Below are 26937 nucleotides of genomic sequence, written 5' to 3'. Positions count from 1 at the left end.
CATTGGCTAACTAGGCTCGCCTTAATTTTTGAATCATTTTTTTGCCAAAAAGCGTCGTAATTAGGCCAAGCATGATTAAAACGAGGCCAGCAACTTGTACGCCATTTATGTGCTCTCCAAGGAATAAAGCACTACTGCTTAAACCAAAGACAGGAACCAACAATGAAAAAGGAGCAACTCGCCACGCTTCATAGCGACCAAGTAATACTCCCCAGATCCCATAGCCGACAAATGTTGATAAATAAGCTAAATAGATAATGACACCAAAGACTGACCAGTTAAAACCGGATAGCCCTTCCGTAATCGCTTCTTCACCTTCTAATATCCATGAACTAATTAAAAACGGGATAATTGGGATCAGTGCGCTCCAACTGACCAAAGATAGGGCACTGCATTTTTCAGCGCCTTCCTGTTTCATAATAATTCTATTGGTAATATTTCCACAAGCCCATGATAACCCAGCAATTAGTGTAAAAACCAACCCGAGTAATGGAATATCATCTAGTCCACCGGCGGTGGCACCATTGGCTAGCACCGTTAGCCCTGCAATCGCGATAAACATACCAATAAAGTGTGTCGGCTGTAATGATTCTTTTAAAATCATTGCGCCAAGTAATAGGGTAAAGAAAGCTTGGGATTGCAATATGACAGAGGTTATACCCGCAGGCATTCCAACTCGAATAGCACAAAATAAGAAGGCGAATTGGCCAAAGCTAATCGTTAGCCCATAGAGAAGCAATAATTTGAATGGAATTTTAGGGCGCTTAAAAATAAAAATAGCGGGAAAGGCCACAAACATGAAGCGTAAGGCACCTAATAATAACGGTGGAAGTGCGGTCACACCGAGTTTAATGATAACGAAGTTAACTCCCCAAATGATTACCACACAAAGGGCGAGTAAGATGTCTCTGAGACTCATGCTATTTTCTCGATGTACTTGTCAGATAAGAGACCTACTTTACCTGCGTATAATTTTGAGTGCGATGGTTATGATGCTTAATTATAAAAAACAGTATAAAAAGGTTAAATATTATTGTTAATTTGCACTTATTTGTTATTTTTCGTTGTTTGAGTCTGGGTCTGTGAATGTTTATAATATGTTCTCACATCACACGTATTCAGGACGACCTGAAATAACGTCATTTAAATATGGGGACGACCCCGATGAATTAACGGGAGCAACCAGCCATGGCTTGGGTAGTCCTTTTATTTGCAGGTTTATTAGAAGTGGTATGGGCTGTAGGGTTAAAATACAGCCATGGTTTTACCCGCTTAACGCCAAGTATCATCACTATTATCGCTATTATTGCGAGTATGGGGCTATTGGCTTATGCCATGCGTGATTTGCCTGTCGGCACCGCTTATGCAATTTGGACAGGTATTGGTGCAGTGGGTACGGCAATTGTTGGGATTATTTTCCTTGGGGAATCAGCGAATATGTTTCGCTTATTAAGCCTTGCCTTGATTATTACAGGGCTAATTGGCTTAAAAGTATCAAGTTAGCTTTCAAATTAAGTGTTTTTTAATTAAAAATAAATAATAAGCGGGTAGCAGAGAAAGTTACCCGCATTTTTTGATATTTTGGGCATAGAGAAAACTATTTTTATATTATTTTTCGTTATAACGCGATGGCCAAATTTCAGATGCCGGTATATCCAAAAATTCAGCAATAATTCTTTCTCCTTTAGGCCAACGTCTTGAAAGGGCATTATTTAATGTTGATGAGTTTAATCCTGCTTGCCGTGATATTTGAGAAAGAGAAGAGCCTTTTTTCTTTATCGCTGCAATAATATCAGCCGAGTGCCAATCTTTTTTCATTTTATCTCCAATTATTGTTTATTTAATAATTTAATTTGAATTTTTATTTCATATTAATATAAAGTTATCAGCCCTACATTTAATAGTCTCATTAAATAATACTTTGAATGTTTTTCATCCTATGATAAAGATACGTCTCTTGATGTTAATCATTTTTAAACTTAAAAGGATTTATTATGGATGTTAAGAATGTTTTTTTAGAAAAATCTTGTGCTGATTTGAAAGATATATTCTCTAATTATTTTGACTGGAATGATATTGATCTTTCTTTTTCTAGGGTTGATGTTAGTAATAAAAAGGTTAACATTATTTCGAATAATTATGAATGGCTGTTGGTTTATTGGGATGCTGATTTAGATAAACTAATGAGTGAGCGGTTATCATCAGGGATACAATATTGGAATAATTACTCTAAAGCTTATATGGAAACTTTATTGAGAACGAAAAAGAATGAGTTGAAGGTGGATTTTTGTACCAAATATGGAAGTGTATATGAAATAACCTCAATTAATTCAAAAAGAAAACTTTCAGTGAAGGAGATGCTCGCAATATATAAATGTCGTCCTACAATTGCTGATTACGCACATGGTATATGGAAATCAAATGATGATTATTTACCACTAAGAGAGAATATAGAGTTATTGGTAGAAAACAATCTGGATGATAATGAAAAAGAAACCGAGATTTTAGATATGCATCAATACATGCGGTTTGGGAATATTCGTTTCACCCGAAAAGAGGTTGTTACTATTAGGTTATTATTATCACATTGTAAAGTAAAAGAAATTAGCTACATACAAGGTTGTTCTGAAGTGTGTGAACATAAGAGAATTCAAAGAATTAAAGAAAAACTTGGTTGTCCACATGCTTCTTCTAGTGGTCTATTTATGGCATTAAAGGAAAATGGAATTACACTAGCCTGTTTAGAAACCTTAGTAAGCTATCCTTAAATTTAAATATATATTTAAATAATTAAAATACTTTATCATTTTTAAATGGATGTAAATATCAAAATGAAATGGAAATTTAGATTTGGGGCAGTCGCTGGTAATGCTTTGGAATACTATGATATTGCTGTTTTTGCAGCTATATCCACTTATTTAAGTATGGAATTAACTAAATTAGGTTATTCCCAAGCTACGGAAATGGTATGGGGGATTTTTGCATTACGTTTTTTAATTCGCCCATTAGGAGGGTATGTTATCGGCCGGTACGCTGATACGGTAGGAAAAAAATCTGCTTTGATATTAACAAGTATGATAACCGGCACGGCAACATTAATGATGGCACTGCTACCCATTGAATTATTAGGAGACTATACGCCACTAGCAATATTAATTTTACAATTGGCTCTTTCTTTTAGTTTCGCAGGTGAGTTTCCTTCTCTAATTACGTATTTATTTAAGGATTTAGATGGAAATATTCAATCTAGAGTTTCGTCAATTATTGTTGGTAGCTCTTTATGTGGGGTCATTGCATCATTAGTTATCGTTTTCATTCTAAAGAATACGTTATCTGAAGATACTATGCAGTCAATTGGGTGGAGGATCCCATTATTAATTGGTTTAATTAATATTTTAATTAGCTTTTGGTTTAGAGCTAAATTACCAGATTATAAAAATGATTTGAACAAAAAAATAATGTTCAGCTGGTACCATGTTTTTTGGGTGTTTTTATTTACCATCCCTGGGACTGTCACTTTTTACTCTCAAAATTTGTCAACTTCACTAATTATTCAACAATTAAAGATAGACGAGATAAAAAATTTTTATGAAATATTCTCATCCGGTTTATTGTTAGTTTTTATGATGATATGTGGTTGGTTAACAGATAAGTATAGTTCGGCTAAATCTGTTTTTAATATGGGAGTTATTGGGATGGTATTGTTTTCAGTACCCCTTTATTTTTTACTACAAATAGATAATTTACTTCTGGTTTTTTTAGCTCAAGTTGTTATGTCCACATATTCAGCAATGATATTGTGTAATTTATCAGCAGTGCTGATGGATAAATCTAATGGGCAGGCAACAATATTAGGAGTGGGTTATAACAGTGCAGCTGCATCTATCGGTGGGATCACCCCTCTGATTGTTAGTTATTTAAGTCACTTTAACTTAGGTTATGTTGGGTTATTTATTGCGGGTTGTGGGCTTTCTTACTTTATTTCGACTTGGTTGCCAAAACCAAATCCTGTTTAGTGTCAGTCATGATTTAATCCCCCCCTTAGGGGGATTAAATCTTCATAAATGATAGGTCTACAGTAGGTAGAATGGCAGTAATAAAATATAAGATGTCTGCTCTATTAGCTATACAAATGTTTTGCGGATAAAAAGTAGCAATAAGAAGTACTAACAATGAAAAGTGTTACTTGATCAACTGGCTAAAACGTTGGTATAGGATTTCGCCCAGAGTCTGTTGATTATACTCGGTGCTATTAGCTAAATTATCAACAGCAGCATGCATGGAGTGGTAAATCATTGTCGCTATCAATTCTTGGGGTAATTCTGGCCACGCTTTGTTTTGTTCACCGAAAGCTAGGATAGCTTTAATTTGTTCAACTGCACGGGTTTCATGGTCATTACTGCGCCCGTGGTATTCGTCGTGAAATAGCATGTCGTGAATGTTTTGTTTTTCAACATAGTATTTGACGCTATTTTCACACCATGATTTGAGTTTGGCAGATGCACTTTTTTGTGAGTCTACAGCGGATTGAATGTGGCCTAAATACCAGTCCATATAGCGAGAGCGTAAGGCTTCCATAATGTCATTTTTTGACTGGAAATAGTGATAAAAAGTCCCTTTTGCAACATCGGCAGATAAGACAATTTCGCTGACAGTTGTATTAACAAATCCTTTGGAAAGAAAGAGTTTTTCTGCTGCATTCATCAGGTCATCTAGCCTTTCTTCCGCAGGTTTCGTTCTTGGCTTTTTAGGTTGTATTGTCATTGAAATATCTCTTAACGTCATGTTCCAAAAGCAAATCTGATAAGGGTATCATAGCACTTAATATTGATATGCTAAAACTTAACTCCCCGGTAGTTTTGCTGTTTCAACTATCGAGCTGTCGCTTTTATGAAAAGATAAACTAAATGCGATCAAGAAAACATACATTGTTGCTCCAATTAGCCACACCCAGCCATCCCAGTTTGCCAGTGTAAGGCCAAAAATAAAGCTAAATAATAATGGACCAATTACCCCCGTAGTATTGGTTAGACTCACCAATATTCCTTGTAGTTTGCCTTGGTTAGCTTGATTAACTTGAGCGGACATTAACCCTTGTAACGCGGGTAACGCAATACTGCCACCGGCGAGCAAAATTAATGTAGGGAAAATCATCCAACCCTCTGTGAGTAATGATAAAATAATGAATGCGGTGCCATCTGCGATAAAACCGACAATAATTGTCACTTTTTCATTGAATTTTTTGGCTATCGCCCCGGCAATAAAGGCTTGAAATAGGGCATGCATGACGCCTAAACCCGCCAGAGATAACCCAACTTGCATACTGTCCCATTGAAAGCGACTTTCGGTAAATAACACCCAAGTTGTTGCAGGGATCTGGCCAATTAGCTGCGCCATAAAAAAGACAAAAAGGAGCATAATGACAGGTTTTATCAGCCGTATGAAGGAAACCGGCTGCTCTACAGTTTCATTTTGATCATTCTGTATAGCACGTCTGTTTTGATCTTTAAAAATAAGCAAGATCACGACAAAAGAGCACGCGTTCAAGGCGGCTGCAATAACAAAAGGTAAGTGTGGAGAGAATTGCCCTGCAAAGCCGCCAATCGCAGGGCCAGCGATTAGGCCAACACCAAATGCTGCACCTAGTCGCCCAAACCATTTTGTACGCTCTTGCGGGGCAGTGTTGTCAGCAATAATAGAAGCGGCAACAGCGCCTGTTGCCCCAGTGATCCCTGAAATTAAGCGGCCTAAATACAGTATCCAAAGTGAGCTGGATAAAGCCAGTAAAGTATAGTCGAGAGCGGCTCCCGCAAGGGAAAGCAGTAAGATAGCTCTGCGACCGAATTTATCGGACCATTTTCCCAGTATTGGAGCAAAAAACACCTGCATGACGGCATACAGGGCTAGTAAGATGCCGTAGTGGTTTGCCAGATTTTCTATTGTTACATACTCACGAAGTAAGGCTGGCAAAACAGGCATGATCAAGCCGATCCCCATGGCATCTAGGGCGGTGATCGTTAAAGCGGTGATCGCAAACTTATTCATAATTGATTTCTCTATCAGTGATAGAGTTGGAATATATCCCTATCAGTGATAGAGTGTCAATAAAAATAGGGGAGCAATATGGCAAGGCTGGATAGAGAAACCATTATTAGTGCTGCATTAGACTTGCTGAATGAAGTGGGAATGGAAGGGCTGACAACTCGAAAATTGGCCCAAAAACTGGGCGTTGAGCAGCCTACACTGTATTGGCATGTGAAGAATAAGCGCACACTGTTGGATGCATTATCGGTTGAAATGCTAAAACGGCACCATGACCACCCATTACCTGCCGAGGGGGAAACGTGGCAGGAATTTTTGCGTCATAATGCATTAAGTTTTCGCCGTGCCTTACTTAGCTATCGTGATGGGGCAAAGGTACATTTGGGGACTCGCCCAAGTTCAGAGCAATATGCAACTGTGGAAAAACAATTACAGTTTATGGTTGATAACGGTTTTTCATTACAAAACGGTTTATATGCAATTAGCGCGGTGGGGCATTTTACGTTAGGTTCGGTGCTAGAACAGCAAGAACATATTGCCGCAATTAGTGAGCGGGATGTAGGACAAGATAGCTCAATGCCGTTGTTATTAAAGCAGGCGATACACATCATGGATAATGATGATGGAACGGCCGCTTTTTTATTTGGTTTAGAATCACTTATTCGAGGCTTTAAGCAATAGTTTTTAAGCTCTAAAAAAGAAAAGGTATGGCCATTGCTGCCATACCTTGTATTAAAATAATGTGTGATTGAATTATTTACAGTGTGAATACACCGATAATTGCAATAACGCTGATGATTGCTGAGCCGCCATAGAAAACCCATTTTGTCGCTGGGACATGGATTTTAAAGTCGTGCAAAGTATGGTGGATACGGTGCATACCACACCATACTGGCAAAATAATCATCAGTAATAAGAATACGCGGCCGATAAAGCTTTGGCTAAATGCCATAATACGCTCATAGCTCAGCATTTCTGGTGCAACGCCGAGAGGAATTAAAATCCCTAACAGAATGATAATAGCAGGGCCAATCACGGCACTCCACATACCACCAGCACCAAATAACCCCCAGAAAATCGGCTCATCGGAACGTTTAGGCGTTAGATTCATCAGATTCTCCTTAGATTAAAATAACAATGCGATTGCTAAGATTGCCGCAGTAACAACAATCGTGAGAGCCCAGAAGCCTTTAACAATAGGCTCATCAGACATTTTCTTATCTTTTACAATAATACTGACGGCTTTTGGTGCAAGATTGAACCACGTAGTGGTGTGCAATAGTGTTGCCGCCAAAGTAATAATGTTAATGATAAGAATGATTGGGTTACTTAAGAACCCAACAAAACCCGCCCATGATTCAGGGCCACTTTTCAGCGCAAATACCCCATACAGGACTAAAATACTGAACCAAACTTGAAGGACTGAAGTACTTTCACGCATGATGTAAAAGCGGTAAAAACCCAACTTTTGCCACCAGTCGCCCTTCATTTCCCTAACATAGGGTTTACGTTTCGTTGTCATGACTTCAATTCTCCTTATCGTGGCTTCAGCATGGCGATAACAAAGTCTTGCGCACTGGCAACTTTACCTTGTTGGATCGCGCCCGCAGGGTCGACATGCTTAGGACAGACTTCAGAGCAGTAGCCTACAAACGTACAGCTCCAGACACCATTGTCACCATTTAACAAGGTCATGCGTTCTTTCGCACCATGGTCTCGGTTATCTAAATTGTAGCGCTCTGCCAATGTGATAGCGGCTGGACCGATGAATTCTGGATTCAGTCCAAATTGTGGGCAAGCTGCATAGCACAGACCACAGTTGATACAGCCTGAGAACTGATGGTATTTCGCCATCTGGGCAGGCGTTTGTTTATTCGGGCCTTCAGAAGGTTTACGGTCATTACCGATAATATACGGTTTGATCGCTTCTAAACGCTCGATAAAGTGAGTCATATCAACAACAAGGTCGCGCTCGATTGGGAAGTTACCTAATGGCTCAACTTTCATGCCTTGCGGGTATTCACGCAGGAATGTTTTACAAGCCAGTTTAGGTACTTTATCGACCATCATGCCACAAGAACCACAAATCGCCATACGACAAGACCAGCGGTAAGACAGGTCTGGAGCGAGGTTATCTTTGATATAGCCTAACGCATCTAACAAAGAAGTTTGCTCGTCGTAAGGGACATCATACGTCACCAAATGGGGCTCACTATCCGTTTCTGGATTGTAACGCATGATCTCCATTTTTAGGTGTTTCATATCATCCATTAGCTTGCTCCTTCTTCGCCTTATCTTGAGCTTCAGCTTCGGCACCGTAAACACGTTTAGCTGGCTGAGATTTCGTGATTTTCACGTCACTGTATTCTAAACGAGGGGAGCCCTCTGGGTTATAGAATGCCAAAGTATGTTTAAGGAAATTCACATCATCACGCTCAGTACAGCCTTCATCGAGACGTTGGTGTGCACCACGTGATTCTTTACGGTTGATTGCAGAGTGAGCCATACATTCAGCCACATCAAGGCCAAAGCCTAATTCAATGGTGTACAGTAGGTCAGTATTAAATACGCTGCTATGGTCGGTAATTTCGACGTGTTTGAAGCGTTCTTTCAGTTCAGCAATTTTATCAACGGTTTTTTGCATTAATTCAGGAGTACGGTAGATACCGCAGCCTTCTTCCATTGAAATACCCATCTCATCACGGATTTTCGACCAGCTCTCTTTCCCTTTTTGGTTCATGAGTTTACTAAGGTCAGCTTCGATATCACGGGTACGGGCTTCGATAGCATTTGCATTAGCTGGTGTTGCTTCAGCAGCATGGCGAGCGGCTTCTTCACCTGCTAGGCGACCAAATACCACTAATTCAGCTAATGAGTTAGAACCTAAACGGTTTGCACCGTGCAAGCCAACAGAAGAACATTCACCGACAGCAAATAGGCCTTTGATACGTGTTTCTGTGCGTTGATCTGTTTCGATACCACCCATGGTGTAGTGAGCTGTTGGGCGAACAGGAATTGGGTCTGTTACTGGGTCAACCCCCACGTAGGCTTTCGCCAATTCACAAATGAATGGTAAACGCTCATGCAGTTTTTCTGCACCAAGGTGGCGAAGATCTAAGTAAACAACATCACCGCGGTGGGTACTGATAGTGCGGCCTGCACGCCATTCGTGCCAGAACGCTTGGGAAACTTTGTCACGTGGACCCAGTTCCATATATTTATTTTCAGGTTTACCCAGTGGCGTTTCAGGTCCCATTCCGTAGTCTTGCAGATAGCGATAGCCGTCTTTATTGACAAGGATCCCGCCTTCACCACGACAACCTTCGGTCATTAAGATACCAGAGCCAGGAAGACCTGTTGGGTGATACTGAACGAATTCCATGTCACGTAAAGGAACACCATGACGGAATGCCATTCCCATCCCATCACCGGTTACAATACCGCCATTGGTATTATAGCGATAAACACGTCCAGCACCGCCCGTTGCCATGACGATAGAATTCGCACGGATCTGGACTTTTGTTCCTTCCATCATATTTAACGCGACAAGACCACGGACTTGGCCTTCATCAACAATGATATCGAGGACAAAGTGTTCGTCAAAACGTTGAATTTGTGGGTATTTTAATGAAGTTTGGAACAGGGTATGGAGCATGTGGAAGCCAGTTTTATCAGCAGCAAACCACGTACGCTCAATTTTCATCCCACCAAAGCGGCGAACGTTAACTGAACCATCTGGTTTACGGCTCCACGGGCAGCCCCATAGTTCTAGTTGGGTCATTTCTGTTGGGCAGTGTTCGACGAAATAATCGACGACATCTTGCTCACACAGCCAGTCCCCACCAGCTACAGTATCATTAAAATGATAGTCATAGGAGTCATGAGCCTGAGTAACTGCTGCTGATCCCCCCTCTGCGGCCACGGTGTGACTACGCATTGGGTATACTTTTGAGACCAGAGCAATCTTGATATTGGGATTTGCTTCAGCGGCAGCAATTGCTGCACGTAAGCCTGCGCCCCCGGCCCCGATAATCGCTAAATCGGCATTGAAGGTTTGCACTGCGCTTCTCCATTGTTCAAGTGTAAAATTGATAAATTCTTTTAAATACTTTTGATAATTAGCTATGTCATTTTCAGTTCAACTTAAAGCTAAACTCCGAAATATCTGTTTTTTAATAGTAAATAATATAATAGCTAATAATGACTTATCATGCTGTGAATTATAGCGAATAGTACTCAAGATAAATTTGATATAGAGGGGGGTTTTGGCCAAATTTAGCTATAAAGTGTGAGGTAGATCTTCTTTTTGTAAATTGTTTTTACATTACTCGATTTTCTAGGCTGTTAACATCGAATAAAAAGGAATTTCAAATAATTATCATTAAATTTACATAAAATCTTAGCGTATAAAACCAAGGGAATTAGTCAGGTTTTACCAATAATAAGTGAATAATACTATTATTATAGCTGAAGAGTTTCATTCATATTGAATGCTAATTTGCGAGGAGTCTCACTGTTTATTTTTAGAGGAAGTTCAATTTCGAAGAGAAAATTTTAAAATAGATTGAGAAAGCGAATCGTTTCGCTTTTTTAGTAACAGCTATGTCACATAATATAAGAAATAATCATGTTTTAGGCTGTTTTCTTTACGTCTTCCCATCAGCTTATGTAAAGCTAAAAGCAAAGGCTTTGCCTAATCGTATAAAGCAAGGGATAATCAGGCTATCCCTACTTACTCATTATGTCGACAGTTACAAGCGCTGACGCTCAGATAAATGCGCTTTATCAGTGTAAATGCATTGTGTGTTGCAAGTGAGGTGGGTACACTGCACGACTAAGTTTATTTTGGAGTCATCTTAATGAGTGATATAGCGAATTGGCAGCCAACCGCCCCCATCGCTAACCTGTTACAGCGCGCAAAAATAATTGCGGAAATCAGACGTTTTTTTACTGATCGCTGTGTACTTGAAGTCGAAACCCCCGCAATGAGTCAGGCTACAGTCACTGACGTTCATCTTGTTCCATTTGCAACGCGTTTTGTGGGCCCTGGTGCGGCACAAGGCATTAATTTATATTTAATGACTAGCCCTGAATACCACATGAAACGTTTATTAGCAGCAGGTAGTGGGCCTATCTATCAGCTAGGTCGTAGCTTTAGAAATGAAGAAGCAGGGCGGCATCATAATCCTGAATTTACCATGTTAGAGTGGTACCGTCCGCATTTTGATATGTATCGCTTGATTAATGAAGTGGATGACTTACTGCAACAAGTCTTAGAGTGCGAGAGTGCGGAGCTACTTTCTTATCAGCAAGCGTTTTTACGCTATTTGGATATTGACCCATTGTCTGCTGAGAAAAGTGAATTACGTGAGGTTGCTGCTCGTTTAGATTTAAGCAATATCGCGGATCACGAAGAAGATAAAGATACCTTGCTACAGCTGTTATTTACCATGGGTGTTGAGCCTCATATCGGTAAAGAAAAGCCTGTGGTGGTGTATCATTTCCCTGCGACCCAAGCTTCTCTTGCTGTAATTAGCTCGGAAGACCATCGTGTTGCTGAGCGTTTTGAGGTGTATTATAAAGGAATGGAACTGGCGAATGGTTTCCATGAACTCACCGATGCAAGCGAACAGCGCCAGCGATTTGAACAAGACAACCGTAAACGCGTGACAATGGGGTTACCTACTGCACCTATTGATGAGCACTTACTTGCGGCTCTAGAGCATGGTTTACCTGATTGTTCTGGCGTCGCTGTTGGGGTTGATAGGTTGATTATGATTGCTTTAAATGCAGATAAAATCAGTGATGTGATCGCATTCCCTGTCACTATCGCTTAACTAATACGCCTAACTTGAAAATAATGCAGCCATTTGGCTGCATTATTGTTTTTGGTGCAGAAAACTATTTTTGTTTCTGTTGTTCTAAGAACTTAACCCCTAAGTCAGGGAAGTCTGTAAAGGCGCCATCGACATCAGCTTGGTTATAAATGATGTCATAAAGCTGTTGCCCATCTTTGGCGTATTTTGGCAGCTTATCAACACGAATAGTGAACGGGTGAACCGCCATTTTATTTTCATGGGCTTCTTTGACCATGCCATTCACTTTGATGTTAGTTGGCGTAGATTCTTCACTAATTAGCATATGATAATCAGGGCCAATACCATCTGCATAGGTTGCAATTTCTTTCATGGCACCCGGTTTCATCATCCAATCGTAATTGTAGTTAACCCAAGTTCCATCAGGTTTTTGCTCTTGAGTTTCGTTCCAATCGGTGTAAGCAATCAACTGAATTAATTTAAGATCCATTCCCATTTCAGGCATCAAGGTATTTTTAATACGTTTTAGATCATTTGGGTCAAATGATTGTAGATAAACGTTGGAATCCTTGGTGGTGTAACCATATTCTTTAAGAACTTCGAGTGTTTTCTTGGTGATATCTTTGCCTTCTTGCTGGTGGAACCAAGGGGCTTTAATTTCTGGGTAGATACCAATATTTTTACCTGTTGATTTGTTTAATCCTTGAACAAATTCAATCTCTTCTTGGAAAGTATGAACGCGGAAATCTGATTTGCCCATCGGGAAGCGGTTCGGATAGCTTTGGACTTTTTTACCATCAACAATATCAAATCCTTCTGTAAAATTGAGTGATTTGATTTCATCAAGGGTAAAGTCAATCGCATAATAACGGCCATCTTTACGCGCGCGGTCAGGGAAACGTTCAGCAACATCCGTCACGCGATCGAGATAATGGTCATGTAAGACCACGAGCTCGTTATCTTTCGTCATAACTAAATCTTGCTCAAGAAAATCAGCACCTTGTGCGTAAGCCATTGCTTTTGCAGGTAGGGTATGTTCCGGTAAGTAACCACTTGCACCACGATGTGCAATGACAACTTTACTTGAAGCTTGAGCTACAGCAGACACTGACATCACTAAAACCATACTAGCCACCAATGTTTTTAATGGAAAGCTCATGATTATATCTCCTTGGCACTTTATTTGGGTAAAAAAATGGGCTACATCATTTTTTGATATAGCCCACGAGTCTAGCGATTAACAATGAACATTTAATGAATGTTTATTGTGAGTTTGCTAATTCACGTTTATGTTTGCTTTCGCTCAACATGACGATAAACAGTAGAACAACAGCTAATGCTGAACCACCGATCATGACTGCGAAGCCACCGTCCCAACCGAAGTAGTCTACGGTATAACCAACGATAGCACTTGCTGCGACAGAACCACCGAGGTAGCCGAACAAGCCTGTGAATCCTGCGGCGGTACCTGCTGCTTTTTTCGGTGCAAGTTCAAGAGCGTGTAAACCAATCAACATAACAGGACCATAGATTAAGAAACCGATGATCAACATACATGCCATATCAACATTTGGGTTACCGGCTGGGTTCATCCAGAACACGATAGTTGCGATGGTTACAAGGATCATGAAGAACACACCAGTGGCTCCACGGTTACCGCGGAAGACTTTATCCGACATCCAACCACACAGTAACGTACCTGGGATACCTGCGTATTCATATAAGAAGTAAGCCCATGAAGATTTGTCCATTGCGAAGTGTTTAACTTCACGCAGGTAAGTTGGAGACCAGTCCAAAACACCATAACGCAGTAAGTAAACGAACACGTTCGCAATCGCAATCATCCATAACAGTTTGTTAGGGAAAACATACTTCATGAAGATTTCTTTTGCAGTTAATTCTTCTTCATCGGATGCTTTATAGTCTGTTGGATAGTCGTTTTTGTACTCTTCAATTGGAGGAAGACCACAAGATTGCGGGGTATCGCGCATTAACGCAAATGCAATGATTGCAACTAGAATAGCAGCCAATGCAGGCATATACAGCGCAGCTTTCCAGTCGTTAAACCATGCCATACCTAACATGAACAGTAATGGAGGGATACCACCACCGACGTTGTGCGCACAGTTCCAAACCGAAACGATACCACCACGTTCTTTTTGTGACCACCAGTGAACCATGGTACGTCCACAAGGAGGCCAACCCATACCTTGGAACCAACCACAAAGGAACAGTAATACGAACATTACCATGATGCTTGATGTTGCCCATGGTACGAAGCCCATGACTAACATCACTACGGAGGCAAGAATCAAACCTGCGGGTAAGAAATAGCGCGGGTTTGCACGGTCGGAAAACGACCCCATGATAAATTTAGAAAATCCGTAAGCAATTGAGATCCCTGATAATGCGAAACCAAGGTCACCTTTAGAGAAACCTTGTTCAACAAGATATGGCATCGCTAACGCAAAGTTCTTTCGGACTAGATAATACGCTGCGTAACCAAAGAAAATACCCATGAAGATCTGCCAACGAAGCTTACGATAGACAGGATCTACCTTATCAGCTGGCAGCCTCTCTATATGAGGTGCTGGTTTAAAAATGCTTAACATATACGCCTCCGATGGCATGCTAATTTTTATTTACACTTCCATTCTCTGTTTCAGAGAGATTGAGTGTTTATTATTGGTGAAGTAACAAAAACGAAAGTATTCGAGTAATTTAAGAGTCTTTATTTTCTTAATTGCTCTAAATTGTAGTCGTTAAAAAACAATTTATCTGTAATCCAACGCACAATTATTGATTTTGTTTATGAAGTTGCATAGTAAATGACATTTGTGAATAGAATGGAACTGGAAATGTTAATTATTTTGTGATTTTCATCACGATTTTGTTCTTTGAGGTGCTAAAAATGTCGCAATTACTTTCGTTTTTGTTCCTTATCAAACATTGATCGCGTTTCTGGGCTATATTTAATAATAGATTATAAAAATAGAACCTATACTTATTTATTATAGAAACGTTTATTAATGTGAGGAATGCGACATGAATGGCTCATCTGTGACTGAAACGGATGTCATCATTATCGGTGGTGGCGCAACAGGTGCAGGAGTCGCTCGTGACTGCGCTCGCCGAGGCCTAAGAACCGTTTTACTCGAAAGACATGATATTGCGACTGGCGCGACAGGACGTAACCATGGATTACTGCATAGTGGCGCGCGTTATGCCGTCACAGATGGTGAATCTGCCAGAGAATGTATCGAAGAGAACAAAATTTTAAAGCGTATCGCACATCATTGTATTGAACGAACGGACGGTTTGTTTATTACTCTTCCTGAAGACAGCTTAGAATATCAGCAGCAATTCATTACGGCCTGCCAAGCGGCAGGTATTGATGCGACTGCGATTGACCCTAAAGAGGCTATTCGTCTTGAACCTTCTGTTAACCCGCATTTAATCGGTGCGGTTCGCGTTCCTGATGGTACGGTTGACCCATTCCGTTTAACTGCGGCAAATATGTTAGATGCCAGAGAGCATGGCGCAAAAGTGTTAACTTATCATGAAGTTATTGGCTTAATTCGTGATGGTGATACGGTACGCGGTGTGACGGTATATGATCATCATGCTAAGAAACAATATGATATTTACGCAGAAATTGTCGTCAATGCGGGCGGGATCTGGGGACAAAAAATTGCAGAATATGGCGAATTAAAAATTAAAATGTTCCCTGCGAAAGGGGCACTATTAATTTTAGGTCACCGTTTGAACAACATGGTGATAAACCGCTGCCGTAAACCTGCAGATGCCGATATTTTGGTTCCCGGCGATACGATTTCCCTGATTGGGACCACGTCGACTCATATTGAATATGACCAAATTGATAATATGTATGTCACCCCTGAAGAGGTGGATATTCTGATTCGCGAAGGTTCGATGTTGTCTCCTGCACTTGCGACAACGCGCATTTTACGTGCATATGCAGGCGTTCGACCATTAGTTGCTAGTGATGATGACCCATCAGGGCGTAACGTAAGCCGCGGTATTGTGTTGTTAGACCATGCTAAACGCGATGGCTTAGAAGGTTTTATCACCATTACAGGGGGTAAGTTGATGACTTATCGCCTGATGGCGGAATGGGCGACAGATAAAGTTTGCGAAAAACTTGGTCACAGCGCCAAATGTACAACAGCAGAAGCCCCATTACCGGGGTCGCAGCACAGCGCAGAAGAAGCCTTACGTAATGTTGTTTCTATCCCAGCCCCTATTCGTGGCTCTGCGGTTTATCGCCATGGTGACAGAGCTTCTGCAATTCTCAGTACGGATAGGCTCGATAAAAGTTTAGTTTGTGAGTGTGAAGCCGTTACTGCGGGTGAGGTGCGTTATGCCGTGAATTCATTGACGGTCAATAATCTGCTTGATTTAAGGCGCCGTACTCGTGTGGGTATGGGAACTTGCCAAGGTGAGCTATGTGCATGCCGCGCAGCTGGCTTACTCAATCGTTTTAATGTTACAACGCCCCATGAAACAGAGCAGCAATTAAGTCACTTCCTGAATGAGCGCTGGAAAGGTGTACGTCCAATAGCTTGGGGGGATGCGCTGCGTGAAAGTGAATTTACTAGCTGGGTATATCACGGGTTATGTGGCATGAATGAAGCGACACTAGGCAAGGATGCACAGAAGGAGGCAGATAATGAAATATGATGTAGTGGTAATGGGCGGCGGTTTGGCTGGATTAATGAGTGGTATACGTTTAACCCAGTCTGGCCTATCTTGTGCAATTGTTAGCGCAGGGCAAAATGCATTGCATTTTTCATCAGGCTCCTTAGATTTATTAACCCATTTGCCTAATGGGGAAGTGGCTGAAAAACCATTAGAAATGCTTGATGCGTTAAAGGAACAGTCGCCAGCTCACCCTTATAGTTTAATCGGAAAAACGCAGGTTACTGAATTAGCGCATATGGCGCAGTCGATATTGCAGCAAGCGGGAGTCCATTTAAAAGGCTCTTGTGAAGAAAACCATTATCGCATTACACCTCTAGGCCATAAGCGCATGACTTGGCTTAGTCCTAAATTTGTTCCAACGGTTGGCTTACACAATAAAATGGATGCTAACAATATTGCGGTGGTTGGTATCGAAGGTTTCTTGGATTTTCAACCCCAAATGGTTGCGGATGAGCTACAACGTGAAGGGCTACAAGCAACAGCGCACTATGTGCATTTACCATTATTAGACCGGTTAAGAGAAAACCCGAGCGAGTTTAGAGCCGTTAATGTTGCTCGCTGGTTAGACCGTCCAGAAAACATGGCTCAAATGGTAGCTGAAATTTCCCCGTTGGTCGCAGATGCAGAAGCGATTTTCATGCCAGCGTGTATCGGACTCGACAGTGATGAACCTTTACAGGAATTACAAAGGAACTTAGGTAAGCCTATATTTTTATTGCCGACTCTTCCACCTTCTTTATTGGGGATCCGTTTACACGAAATGTTATTGCGTCAGTTTCGGCGCCAAGGTGGCATAGTGATGCCAGGTGATAAAGTCACTGCGGTAAACTGTGTGGATGGCCGAATTGAATCTGTCCAGACTCGTAATCATGGTGACATCTCTTTAAAAGCTAAGCATTTTGTTTTGGCAACGGGGAGTTTTTTCAATAATGGATTGGTGGCAGAGTTTGACCGTGTGTATGAGCCATTGATGCAATTGGACCTGTGTGAAATTTCAGAACGTGCAAAATGGACTAACAAAGAGTTTTTTGCTTCCCAACCTTATATGGCTTTTGGCGTGAAAACTGATGAAAAGCTGCGCGCACAAAAAGAGGGGAACGCTATTTCAAACCTTTATGTCGCTGGCGCTGTATTAGGCGGTTTTGACCCTCTCACCCAAGGTTGTGGGGCGGGTGTATCAATAATTAGCGCATTATATGCCGCTAATGAAATCATTAATGAACTGATTAAGAGTAAAACCATGCAGGTGGAGGTGGCACAATGAGTATTCAAGATGCAAGCTTTGAAAGCTGTATTAAATGCACGGTGTGTACCACTTATTGCCCTGTAGCAAAGGTTAATCCATTGTATCCTGGCCCTAAGCAAGCCGGGCCCGATGGTGAGCGTTTGCGCTTAAAAGACCCAATGTTATATGACGAGGCACTTAAATATTGTACAAACTGCAAGCGCTGTGAAGTGGCTTGCCCATCGGATGTGAAAATTGGCGATATTATTGCCCGTGCGCGTAATACTTACAGCCAGCAAAAACCGAAAATTCGTGATGCAATTCTCAGTCATACCGATTTAATGGGGTCGCTATCTACGCCATTTGCACCAGTTGTAAATACGATTACAGGGTTAAAACCTGTACGTCAAATCCTTGATAAAGCACTGAAAATAGACCATCGCCGTGAATTACCAAAATATTCATTTGGGACTTTCCGTCGTTGGTATGCAAAACAAGCCGCTGAACAAGCTAAATTTGAAGAGCAAGTTGCGTTTTTCCATGGTTGCTATGTGAATTATAACCACCCTCAATTAGGTAAAGACTTAATTAAAGTCTTCAATGGGATGAACATTGGCGTTCAATTACTTAAACGTGAAAAATGTTGTGGTGTGGCGTTAATTGCGAATGGCTTTATGAAACAGGCAAAACGCCAAGCCAATGTGAATTTAGAGTCATTACAAGAAACTATCCTTGAAAAACATGTACCTGTTGTTGCAACTTCATCAACGTGTACGTTTACTATCCGTGATGAATATACACATGTCCTTGATGTTGATACTTCTGCAATGAGGGATAACATCGAGCTCGCAACACGTTATATTTATCGTTTACTGGAAGAAGGGCGTGAACTTAAACTGAAACATACGCCTTTAAAAGTGGCTTATCATACACCATGCCATATGGAAAAAATGGGTTGGACCTCCTACACATTAGAGTTAATTAAGCGTGTACCCGGTGTTGAGCTGATAGTGTTAGACTCACAGTGCTGTGGTATCGCAGGAACCTATGGTTTCAAAAAAGAAAACTATGAGGTTTCTCAAGGTATTGGTGCCGGGTTATTTCGCCAAATTGAAGAAAGTGGTGCTGATATGGTGATCACTGACTGTGAAACGTGTAAGTGGCAGATTGAGATGTCGACGAGTAAGAAGTGTGAGCATCCCATCTCACTTTTAGCAAAAGCTTTGTGATCTATTACTTATCGAATTGTAGGGTTGTTATTTGTTGTTTTAGCTCAGTTAATCTTATTTGGAGATAGCATTTAGCTATCTCCTTTTTTTGTTTTTAGTGTTGATTGACTAACTGCTTTTTATCTGAGTTTGCAAAGAAATATTTCAAGATAAAATTCAAAAGCACACCATAAGCAGGTAAGAAAAACAGCATACAAATAAGTAGCTTAAAGACATAGTCAACTAAAGCAATTTCTACCCAGTTTGCGGCCATAAATGGGTCGCTACTACGGAAAAATGCGATAAAGAAGAACGCGATAGTATCAATTAAGTTACCAAAGAACATGGCACAAGCAGGAGCCACATACCAACGTGCATTTTGACGTAATCGATTGAAAACACTGACATCTAATATTTGACCCAGGACATAAGCCATAAAGCTAGCGGCTGCGATACGTGCGACAAATAAGTTAAATTCAGACAATGCAGTAAAGCCTTGCCATTCACCTTGGAAAAATAACGCTGAAATAACATAGGATATCAGTAATGCCGGCAGCATAACCGCAGTGATAATTCTGCGTGCAAGTGGTGCGCCATAAATACGGACGGTTAAGTCAGTCGCTAAGAAAATAAATGGAAAAGTAAATGCGCCCCAAGTGGTATGGAAACCGAAAATATTAATCGGTAATTGCACTAGGTAGTTACTAGAAGTAATAATTAAAATATGAAATAACGAAAGCCAAATTAACGCAGTGGCTTTTTGCTGCGCAGTAAAATTAAACATATTGTACCTTTTTAGTGACAATGGGGTGAGGGAACCCATGAAATTCATCCCAACAGTTGGGAACTGCGCATCATACGCTCGTTGCGCAACGAAAGCAAAACAGTTCATTCATCAAGACACGTTTTATTATATAATTCGATTATTGATCTCTCTTTAGAAGTGTTTATTTATGTCTGATTCTTTTGATAATGCTACTAAGACCCTTGACACACTTGGGTTGCGTTGCCCTGAGCCTGTGATGTTAGTGCGTAAAACGGTTCGTAATATGGCAGATGGGGAAACGTTGTTAATTATTGCGGATGACCCAGCAACCACACGCGACATTCCGGGCTTTTGCCGTTTTATGGAGCATGATTTATTAGCCGTAGAGGTTGATAATACCCCGTATCGTTATTTGCTGCGTAAAAAGTCGAGCTAATAGTTATTAGCTAATTTCATTTTGTACGTTAATTCCTGCCAAGAAGTAGGGATTAACGTAGGTTTAATACTTCCTGATAGCTCAGCCCTGTAAGTTGACAGATAAGTTCAATACTTGTACCAAGTTGTAAACCTTTAAGAGCAATTTCATGTTGTTTTTTGTTTTCTCCGATATCAATGCCTCTATTTACACCGATATCAATGCCCCTACTTACACCGATATCAATTCCTTCTTGTAATCCTTGGTTTTTTAATCGTTGTGCGATGTTCATGATATCCTCTTGGTTATTTTCTAGTTGGTATATAAGTTGATTGACCACTGTTTCAAAATGCGGTGAATCCATAGTAATAAATAAGTAATTGAAAATAGTAATTATGTCATCACTATGATGATAGTTTCGATTCATCGCTTCAGCTAGTAATTGCGTAATTTTTTCTATGTTATCTCTTAGGTCTCTATGTTTCATAGCAAGTTCCATGACGGCAACTTTGCGATGGTTTACGAGCTCATTATCATCAATAACAGTAATATCGACGAGAGGAAATGGCTGACTGTATAAGTTTGACGCAATTTCAGGCCACTGAAAACAGTGTGTCCACGGCTTAGCATATGGGTAAGGGGTTATTTTCCCATGATAAAATAAAACTGGGACAACTAGTGGTAAATCACGATGACCTTGTTGTAAGTGCTGATTCATGGCAAGGAACGCATAATGCATCATCCTCCAACCCATTAGTTTATCGGGTGTTGATTGATGTTCAACTAACATATAAATATATCCTTCACCTTGCTGTGTCTCGACAGTGTAGAGAACATCTGAAAGACGAGTACGTAGCTGATTATCAATGAAAGATGAATTTGTTATCGCTAATGTTTTGAAATCACATAATTGCTTAATATGATTAGGTAAGTGAATATCAAAAAAATCACGTGCATTATCAATTTTAGACATAAACCCTTTAAATGCAGCATCATGCGGTGTTGAACTGTGATTTTTTACCATACTCAGTACCCACTAAACGTTATACCAAAATAATCTATTGATAAAACGTATTCTAGCGAAAACTGAGGTTTATGGAGAAAAAGTTAGTCCTAATTCTTTAATTGAATTTGCATTTAACATATTGTAATACAGGTATTTATTGGAAATGTTGTAAATGAAAAACGCCACTTAACGCGGCGTTTAAATTGGTTGATTGAAACTCTGTTAATTAAAGCTATTTTTTCACTTGGGGTAATTTAACGCGTAATAGACGCACTGCGTTCGCTGTGACGAGTGCTGTTGCGCCTGAATCAGCCAATACAGCGACCCAAAGGCCTGTAATACCTAATAAACTTGTGACAAGGAATACGGCTTTTAACCCCAAGGCAATCGCGATATTTTCACGAATGATTTTTCGCGTTGCACGAGAAAGCGCGATGATTTCAGCTAGCCCCGTTAAACGGTTATGAGTTAATGCGGCATCGGCGGTTTCTAACGCAACGTCCGTACCACTTCCCATGGCTACCCCGATACTGGAGGCTTTCATCGCAGGCGCATCATTAATACCATCTCCAACCATCATGGTGCTGTGGTTACGATTAAGTTCCATTACTGCGGTAACTTTATCTTCAGGTAACAAGCCAGCACGGAACTCCATGCCTAGTTGCCCTGCAATGGCACTCGCAGCACGAGGATTATCACCCGTTAGCATCACCGCATTAACGTTAAGCGCTTTAAGCAAACTCATTGCGTCATTTGCATCATTGCGCAGTGTATCTTGTAGCGCGGTTAAACCAATTACACGGTTATCTTCTAGTGTGACAACAACCGTTTTCCCTTCGGCCTCAAGTGCCTCAACTTTACCTTGCCATTCGCTATTTAGCGGGGTATCAAGGCGGTTTGGTGCACTAACCAGTATATGTTTATCGTTCAAAACACCTTCAACACCTTTCCCTGCCAGTGCTTTTCGGTCTTGAGCTTCGGTTACTACCAACGATAATGCTTCGGCTTTATTCACTACCGCCTTAGCCAGTGGGTGATGGGAGCCCACCTCAACGGAAGCGGTTATCCGTACTAATTCACTTTCTGTCATGCCTTCTTCAGGGACAAGGTCAGTGACATGCGGTTTACCTTCCGTTAGTGTGCCTGTTTTATCTAAAGCAATTGTTGTGATAGTACCCAGTTGTTCAAGTGCTGCGCCGCCTTTAATTAATGCCCCGCGCCGTGTCGCCGTTGCGAGTGCAGAGGTGATTGCGGCAGGGGTCGAAATTACTAAGGCACAAGGACAACCGATTAATAGCAGTGTTAAACCGCGGTAAATCCATGTTTCCCATGATGCATCAAAGAAAATTGGTGGAATAATAATCACCAATGCAGAAATAAGCATAATGATTGGTGTGTATATGCGACTAAAGCGGTCAATAAAGCGTTCTATTGGAGCGCGGCGTTCTTCAGCTTCTTCAATTAGCTGTAAAATACGGTCGATGGCATTTTGGCCTTGCTCTGACACCACTTTCATCTGCACGGCTCTATCAACGGATAAACAGCCAGCAGCAACTTTTTCGCCCGCATTGCGTTCGATGGGAACAGATTCACCTGTTAGCGCACTCTCATCAAAGCTGGCAAAACCTGAGACTAATACGGCATCGGTAGGTAAACGACCACCCGGTGCGATTTCAATAATGTCACCAGGGCGTAATTGTGCCACAGGTATGGTGGTTTTTTGTCCATCCTTGATCAAAACAGCATCTTCTGGAACCAGTGCCATTAAGGCGCTAACCCCTCGTCGGGCTCTTCCGGCAGAATAAGACTCCAACATTTCGCCTAACATAAACAGTAAGATAACCATTGCGGCTTCTTCTGTGGCTTGAATAAAGATTGCACCTACCGCGGCAACGGTCATCAAAGTTTCGATAGCAAAGGGTGAGCCAGTACGAATTAGGCGCAACGATTTACGAGCAATAGGGTATAAACCAAACAGGGTTGTCAAAATAAAGGCGATGTTACCAATTTTTGGGCTGAATGATTCAATACCCCAGCTAATTGCCATTAAAATCGCTAATATAATGACGGGCTTAGCTTCACTGAGTAAGCTTTGTGGTGGCGCAATAGCCGCCGCACTATTACCAGTCACTTCGAGCAATTCATAGCCAGCAGCTTCAACCGTGGAACGAACCGCCGCGCTAATATCCGTATTGGCATCAACCACTAATTTTTCAGTAGCGAACAATACCTTAGCTTGTTTAACTTCACTAATTTGGCCGACTGCGGTTTCAATTTTATTGGCACAACTAGGGCAATCCATACCGCGAATAACCCAACTGAATCGTTGCCCTGCGGCTTGGGTTGGCTCAACTTCATTGATGATATTCGCGCTTAACCCACAACTATCACCGTGTTGGTGGTCATGGCCTGCATGGCTATGGTTATGGTGCGTATCGTCGGTATCATGCTCATGGGATGAATGGCATCCTTGATGCTGGTGAGATTCTTCATCGTCATCAGAGTGTTGCTTTGTATAGCCATGTTCGTGAGTATGTGAGCCATTACTCACTTCTTTGCTGTTCTCTGTTATTACAGAAGAACAGGTACCGCTATTCGAGCAGCAAGAACTGGTATGTGTATGATTTTCTTTATGAGAGTGTGAGTGCATAAGCGCCCCCTTATCTAACAATAATTCGTTTCATTATTCATTGCAGATAAGTCTACACTCTGGAGTCTACTCCAGAGTCAAACTAAAAGAGGGGCTGCCAACTGATAAAATTCTCAAATAGCACTTTTTATCAATTGGCATGGTGTTTACTAAAAAGGGGTTATAAATAAATTGCTCGGACAATAAAGAACTGCCCAAGGAAATAGAGAGCAGCAACAACGGCTTTTGAAGCTTTAAATGGGATACGGAATCGAGCAATTAGCCAAACACAGTTAGAAAGAAAGAGCAGTGATGCACCAACCATGATTGAAAAATTGTATTCACGACCGAGACCAAAATATTGGTCACCAGCAACCCATGCCATAATCATACACATTATTAATGATGCAAAAACAATGGCTTGAAGATTTTCAAGTTTGCCCCAGATAAATACTAAAGTAATGGCAGCGACAATCAGAGGGGCGGCTAGCCAAGGTAGATAGAGCCCGAAATTGAGTTGCATTCCGAAGCTAATGGTATAAATCAAGTAACTCAAGAACATCAACGCAACGGAAGCTAGTAAGTGCTCACTTGAAAGCATACGAGACAGATCCGCGACGAGCGAGACTAGCAGGCCCGCAAGAATGAGGTAATTTTGCAGGTTAAGATCGTCGGAACTCCAGCCCCAAAGTAATAAAAGTAGCAGTGTGATCGGGCGAAATAACCACCGTTGCCACCCGGGTCCTCGATAGGCGGCATCGACATATAACCAACCAGAAAAGAGTACTGCGAGGAATGGCCAACTAATCATATACACATCCTTATATGTTCAATGAATGACACGACAGTGATCCGGCAACTTATACTCGTTTACTTCAAGCTATGTAGAGTATAGAAGCGTGTCCAACTTAGTTAAATAAGATAAACTATAGCGACTGACTTTTTAAGTGAAAAGCATACATTATGAATAAGCCCATATTATTGATCATTGTTTTAGCGATCATTGCTGTCCTAGCAACCAAGCGTTTTTTTGATCAACGCAAGCAAAATGAAATCAACGATAACGCCTTGCCTGTGAGTTACTTAGTCAAGGTTGATAGCAAAAAAGACTATCCATACCCAAATATGCGCTCTCGAGAGCGGGATGTTGTTTCCCCTGAAACTTTTCGCTATGAGATTCACTTTAAGACGCTATCAAGTGGCGAAATTATTAAAACTATTGTAACTGAAGAACAGTATCAAGGCGTTGAGCTTGGCCATGAAGGTAAGCTCATTATGCAAGGTACCCGCTTTATTCGTTTTGAGCCAGCGTAGAATAGGTTACTCGCCTAATTGTTTTTTCTTCGCTTTTTCTAAATCAGCTTTATTTTTTTTCTGCATCGCTAGCATTTCGAATACACCAAAAAAGAAAATGCGCAGTTGAACTAAACCCGATATTTTTTCCCCTTTTGGTAGCGTTGCTTTTAGGAAAATAGTTTGTAATGCGTGCATGAAAACCATAAAAACCATTGCAATATCCATAAAGTATTTCAATGGTTTAGGGAATGGATGGACGAGGTTAAAGACCATAAAACTCCAAACGCAAATCATGAGTAGGCGTCCAATATTGATAAACATGTTTTTGTCCCTAAAGTGAAGTTCGAATAAAAAGGCGATATGCGACTTGCCCCGCTATTTTTTCGCGATGAAGTTGCCAATTAGCTGGAATGTCAGTAAGTGGTGACTCCGCTTCTGACTCAACGTATATCCAGCTTTCTTCAGCTAACCATTGGTTTTTTTCTAACAATTGAATAGTTTCATTGAGCAGCCCTTTGCGAAATGGTGGGTCAATGAAAACGACATCAAAAGGTGTACCTGCTTGACTTAAAAAAGTTAGGCTATTGTGATTCACTACAGTTGCGTTATCTGCTTGTAAGCGAGCTTTGTTTTCAGTTAACAGTTGTGCGTTTTGTTTATCGAGCTCAATAAAGGTGACCGTTTCTGCAAAACGAGAAAGTGCTTCAAAGCCGAGTGAGCCACTTCCTGCGAAGCAATCTAAGCAACGAGCATCTCGAATAATTGGCATTAACCAGTTAAATAACGTTTCTTTTATTCTGTCTGTAGTTGGACGTAAGCCCTCACTATCACGAACTGGCAGCTTTCTTCCGCGCCATTTTCCACCGATAATACGAATTTGCCCTAAAGAGGGGGATTGTGGTTTTTTTGCCATAATGTTTATTGTTGCTTAACGGGTTTATGTACTTAAATTTGATTGTTACTATTGTATACCTGTCAGGCGATAAGTTGCAGTGTTGTTATCTCTGATTGGTCATTTTTCAATTATAGAACTTTATTTTCACCGTTTTAACACTGAAATTCAGATTAAATTGGCAGGATTTTTCTTTCAGATATGTGTTGCTGAGCGATGAAATGGTAGACTGCATATAATTTTATTGCGATTTGATTATCGAGTGCCATATTTTTACCGCGAGGAGTGTAGTGGCAAATGGCTAAAGACAAGAAAAAAGGTTTTTTCTCATGGTTGGGGTTTGGGCGTAAAAATGAAGAAGAAACCCAGCAACAAGAAGCTCAACAGCATGATAATGATGTAGTCAAGGACGTTGAAAACCAATCAACCCATGAAACTGCGGTAGATGCCGCAACAGCCGAAGCGGAACGTCAACATCAAGCAGAGCAGGCCGCTATTAAAGCCGCTGAAGATGAAGCTGAGCGCCAGTATGAAGCGCAGCAAGCTGCGATTGATGCGGCAACCGAACAAGCAGAACGTGAGCGAGAAGCTAAATTAGCAGAACTCCAAGCGGCCCAAGAGCAAGCGGAACAAGCGCATCAGGAAGCCCAAGAGAAAATATTAGCGGAAGAAAAAGCGGAGCGTGAACGCCAAGAAGCTGAAGCAATACGTATTGCTGAAGCAGAAATGGCACGTCAGCGTCAAGTTGAGTTAGCTGCGATCCAAGCAGCAGAAGAAGCTGAAGAACAACGTCGTCAAGCTGAGTTAGCTGCAATCCAAGCGGCAGAAGAACAAGCGGAACGTGAACGCCAAGCAGCAGAAGCCGCGCGTTTAGCGGAAGAACAAGCGGAACGTGAACGCCAAGCAGCAGAAGTTGCACG

General features: G+C 41.2%; 26 protein-coding genes and 1 pseudogene. 11 read left to right on the top strand and 16 right to left on the bottom strand.

Translation table 11 applies throughout. The annotated features are described in order from the left end of the window. Positions 1-10 precede the first annotated feature (10 nt). The gene (locus PSF67_RS01555; protein ID WP_102138005.1) at positions 11-919 is read right to left on the bottom strand and encodes an EamA family transporter; all 909 of its coding nucleotides are present in this window, start codon (positions 917-919) and stop codon (positions 11-13) included. A gap of 269 nt (positions 920-1188) precedes the next feature. Between PSF67_RS01555 and sugE the strand changes: the two genes are divergently transcribed. Continuing rightward, positions 1189-1503 (top strand): quaternary ammonium compound efflux SMR transporter SugE, encoded by a 315-nt coding sequence (gene sugE, locus PSF67_RS01550; protein WP_102138004.1) that lies wholly within the window; start codon positions 1189-1191, stop codon positions 1501-1503. A 105-nt stretch (positions 1504-1608) separates the two neighbouring features. Here sugE and PSF67_RS01545 read toward each other — a convergent pair whose 3' ends face one another. Then, complete coding sequence (locus PSF67_RS01545; protein WP_102138003.1) at positions 1609-1818, bottom strand: helix-turn-helix domain-containing protein; 210 nt, start codon at positions 1816-1818, stop codon at positions 1609-1611. 176 nt (positions 1819-1994) lie between these two features. On the opposite strand from PSF67_RS01545, the gene PSF67_RS01540 reads away from it, so the two are divergent. Further along, positions 1995-2768 carry a hypothetical protein gene (locus PSF67_RS01540; RefSeq protein WP_166264244.1) on the top strand — a complete coding sequence of 258 codons (774 nt, stop codon included), beginning with the start codon at positions 1995-1997 and terminating at the stop codon, positions 2766-2768. 63 nt (positions 2769-2831) lie between these two features. Next, positions 2832-4016 (top strand): MFS transporter, encoded by a 1185-nt coding sequence (locus PSF67_RS01535; protein WP_166264246.1) that lies wholly within the window; start codon positions 2832-2834, stop codon positions 4014-4016. Between the two features lie 166 nt (positions 4017-4182). Here PSF67_RS01535 and PSF67_RS01530 read toward each other — a convergent pair whose 3' ends face one another. Next, entirely contained in the window at positions 4183-4764 is a 582-nt protein-coding gene (locus PSF67_RS01530) for a TetR/AcrR family transcriptional regulator (RefSeq protein WP_102138000.1), read from the bottom strand. A gap of 78 nt (positions 4765-4842) precedes the next feature. Then, positions 4843-6045, bottom strand: a complete 1203-nt coding sequence (tet, locus tag PSF67_RS01525; protein ID WP_272676422.1) for a Tet(A)/Tet(B)/Tet(C) family tetracycline efflux MFS transporter — start codon at positions 6043-6045, stop codon at positions 4843-4845. 78 nt (positions 6046-6123) lie between these two features. Here tet and tetR point away from each other — a divergent pair, with 78 nt between their 5' ends. Continuing rightward, the gene (gene tetR, locus PSF67_RS01520) at positions 6124-6723 is read left to right on the top strand and encodes a tetracycline resistance transcriptional repressor TetR (RefSeq protein ID WP_166264252.1); all 600 of its coding nucleotides are present in this window, start codon (positions 6124-6126) and stop codon (positions 6721-6723) included. Between the two features lie 76 nt (positions 6724-6799). On the opposite strand, the gene frdD is transcribed toward tetR, so the two are convergent. Genes frdD through frdA form a run of 4 tightly spaced genes read right to left on the bottom strand, consistent with a single transcriptional unit; the run spans position 6800 to position 10102 of the window. Next, positions 6800-7153, bottom strand: coding sequence for a fumarate reductase subunit FrdD (gene frdD / locus PSF67_RS01515; protein WP_004258620.1), 354 nt, complete (start codon positions 7151-7153; stop codon positions 6800-6802). 15 nt (positions 7154-7168) lie between these two features. After that, complete coding sequence (frdC, locus tag PSF67_RS01510) at positions 7169-7564, bottom strand: fumarate reductase subunit FrdC (protein ID WP_004258617.1); 396 nt, start codon at positions 7562-7564, stop codon at positions 7169-7171. Positions 7565-7578: 14 nt separating this feature from the next. Beyond that, the gene (locus tag PSF67_RS01505) at positions 7579-8313 is read right to left on the bottom strand and encodes a succinate dehydrogenase/fumarate reductase iron-sulfur subunit (RefSeq protein WP_004258616.1); all 735 of its coding nucleotides are present in this window, start codon (positions 8311-8313) and stop codon (positions 7579-7581) included. Continuing rightward, positions 8306-10102, bottom strand: a complete 1797-nt coding sequence (frdA, locus tag PSF67_RS01500) for a fumarate reductase (quinol) flavoprotein subunit (RefSeq protein ID WP_102137997.1) — start codon at positions 10100-10102, stop codon at positions 8306-8308. Before frdA ends, PSF67_RS01505 begins: the two co-directional genes overlap by 8 nt. A gap of 799 nt (positions 10103-10901) precedes the next feature. On the opposite strand from frdA, the gene epmA reads away from it, so the two are divergent. Continuing rightward, positions 10902-11879 carry an elongation factor P--(R)-beta-lysine ligase gene (gene epmA / locus PSF67_RS01495; protein WP_102137996.1) on the top strand — a complete coding sequence of 326 codons (978 nt, stop codon included), beginning with the start codon at positions 10902-10904 and terminating at the stop codon, positions 11877-11879. Positions 11880-11943: 64 nt separating this feature from the next. Here epmA and glpQ read toward each other — a convergent pair whose 3' ends face one another. Both glpQ and glpT read right to left on the bottom strand, forming a co-directional pair. Further along, a complete protein-coding gene (glpQ, locus tag PSF67_RS01490) occupies positions 11944-13017 on the bottom strand; it encodes a glycerophosphodiester phosphodiesterase (RefSeq protein ID WP_195697740.1) in 1074 nt (357 codons plus the stop codon). Between the two features lie 103 nt (positions 13018-13120). Further along, positions 13121-14470, bottom strand: a complete 1350-nt coding sequence (glpT, locus tag PSF67_RS01485) for a glycerol-3-phosphate transporter (RefSeq protein ID WP_195697739.1) — start codon at positions 14468-14470, stop codon at positions 13121-13123. A gap of 433 nt (positions 14471-14903) precedes the next feature. Between glpT and glpA the strand changes: the two genes are divergently transcribed. From glpA to glpC, 3 genes are read left to right on the top strand one after another with little or no spacing between them, the layout of a single operon-like run. Further along, positions 14904-16559 (top strand): anaerobic glycerol-3-phosphate dehydrogenase subunit A, encoded by a 1656-nt coding sequence (gene glpA / locus PSF67_RS01480; protein ID WP_004258606.1) that lies wholly within the window; start codon positions 14904-14906, stop codon positions 16557-16559. Then, on the top strand, positions 16549-17844 hold the full coding sequence (gene glpB / locus PSF67_RS01475; RefSeq protein WP_272530324.1) for a glycerol-3-phosphate dehydrogenase subunit GlpB: 1296 nt from the start codon (positions 16549-16551) through the stop codon (positions 17842-17844). The genes glpA and glpB overlap by 11 nt, the downstream gene beginning before the upstream one ends. Beyond that, positions 17841-19034, top strand: coding sequence for an anaerobic glycerol-3-phosphate dehydrogenase subunit GlpC (gene glpC, locus PSF67_RS01470; protein ID WP_004258601.1), 1194 nt, complete (start codon positions 17841-17843; stop codon positions 19032-19034). Before glpB ends, glpC begins: the two co-directional genes overlap by 4 nt. A 94-nt stretch (positions 19035-19128) precedes the next feature. On the opposite strand, the gene PSF67_RS01465 is transcribed toward glpC, so the two are convergent. After that, entirely contained in the window at positions 19129-19797 is a 669-nt protein-coding gene (locus PSF67_RS01465; protein ID WP_272676421.1) for a 7-cyano-7-deazaguanine/7-aminomethyl-7-deazaguanine transporter, read from the bottom strand. 169 nt (positions 19798-19966) lie between these two features. Between PSF67_RS01465 and tusA the strand changes: the two genes are divergently transcribed. After that, positions 19967-20215: a sulfurtransferase TusA gene (gene tusA / locus PSF67_RS01460; RefSeq protein WP_102137990.1), complete on the top strand. Its 249-nt coding sequence runs from the start codon at positions 19967-19969 to the stop codon at positions 20213-20215. Positions 20216-20267: 52 nt separating this feature from the next. Here tusA and PSF67_RS01455 read toward each other — a convergent pair whose 3' ends face one another. The 3 genes from PSF67_RS01455 to PSF67_RS01445 all read right to left on the bottom strand — a co-directional run bounded on the left by PSF67_RS01455 (position 20268) and on the right by PSF67_RS01445 (position 24640). Beyond that, positions 20268-21218: an Rpn family recombination-promoting nuclease/putative transposase gene (locus tag PSF67_RS01455; protein ID WP_195697737.1), complete on the bottom strand. Its 951-nt coding sequence runs from the start codon at positions 21216-21218 to the stop codon at positions 20268-20270. A gap of 214 nt (positions 21219-21432) precedes the next feature. Further along, positions 21433-23850: a zinc/cadmium/mercury/lead-transporting ATPase gene (locus PSF67_RS01450; protein ID WP_102137988.1), complete on the bottom strand. Its 2418-nt coding sequence runs from the start codon at positions 23848-23850 to the stop codon at positions 21433-21435. Between the two features lie 160 nt (positions 23851-24010). Then, positions 24011-24640 (bottom strand): lysoplasmalogenase, encoded by a 630-nt coding sequence (locus tag PSF67_RS01445; protein WP_102137987.1) that lies wholly within the window; start codon positions 24638-24640, stop codon positions 24011-24013. 152 nt (positions 24641-24792) lie between these two features. On the opposite strand from PSF67_RS01445, the gene PSF67_RS01440 reads away from it, so the two are divergent. After that, positions 24793-25143: a DUF2500 family protein gene (locus tag PSF67_RS01440; protein WP_102137986.1), complete on the top strand. Its 351-nt coding sequence runs from the start codon at positions 24793-24795 to the stop codon at positions 25141-25143. Between the two features lie 6 nt (positions 25144-25149). On the opposite strand, the gene PSF67_RS01435 is transcribed toward PSF67_RS01440, so the two are convergent. Both PSF67_RS01435 and rsmD read right to left on the bottom strand, forming a co-directional pair. Beyond that, positions 25150-25446: a DUF1145 family protein gene (locus PSF67_RS01435; RefSeq protein ID WP_195697735.1), complete on the bottom strand. Its 297-nt coding sequence runs from the start codon at positions 25444-25446 to the stop codon at positions 25150-25152. Positions 25447-25456: 10 nt separating this feature from the next. Beyond that, positions 25457-26038, bottom strand: coding sequence for a 16S rRNA (guanine(966)-N(2))-methyltransferase (gene rsmD, locus PSF67_RS01430; protein WP_166264266.1), 582 nt, complete (start codon positions 26036-26038; stop codon positions 25457-25459). 276 nt (positions 26039-26314) lie between these two features. Here rsmD and PSF67_RS01425 point away from each other — a divergent pair. Continuing rightward, positions 26315-26937, top strand: a pseudogene (locus PSF67_RS01425) (signal recognition particle-docking protein FtsY); the annotation flags it as partial.

The sequence above is a fragment of the Providencia sp. PROV076 genome, assembly GCF_028483405.1.
Taxonomy (GTDB): domain Bacteria; phylum Pseudomonadota; class Gammaproteobacteria; order Enterobacterales; family Enterobacteriaceae; genus Providencia; species Providencia huaxiensis.
Note: the sequence above shows the minus strand (reverse complement) of the source record. Positions and strands in the feature narration are given on the sequence as shown.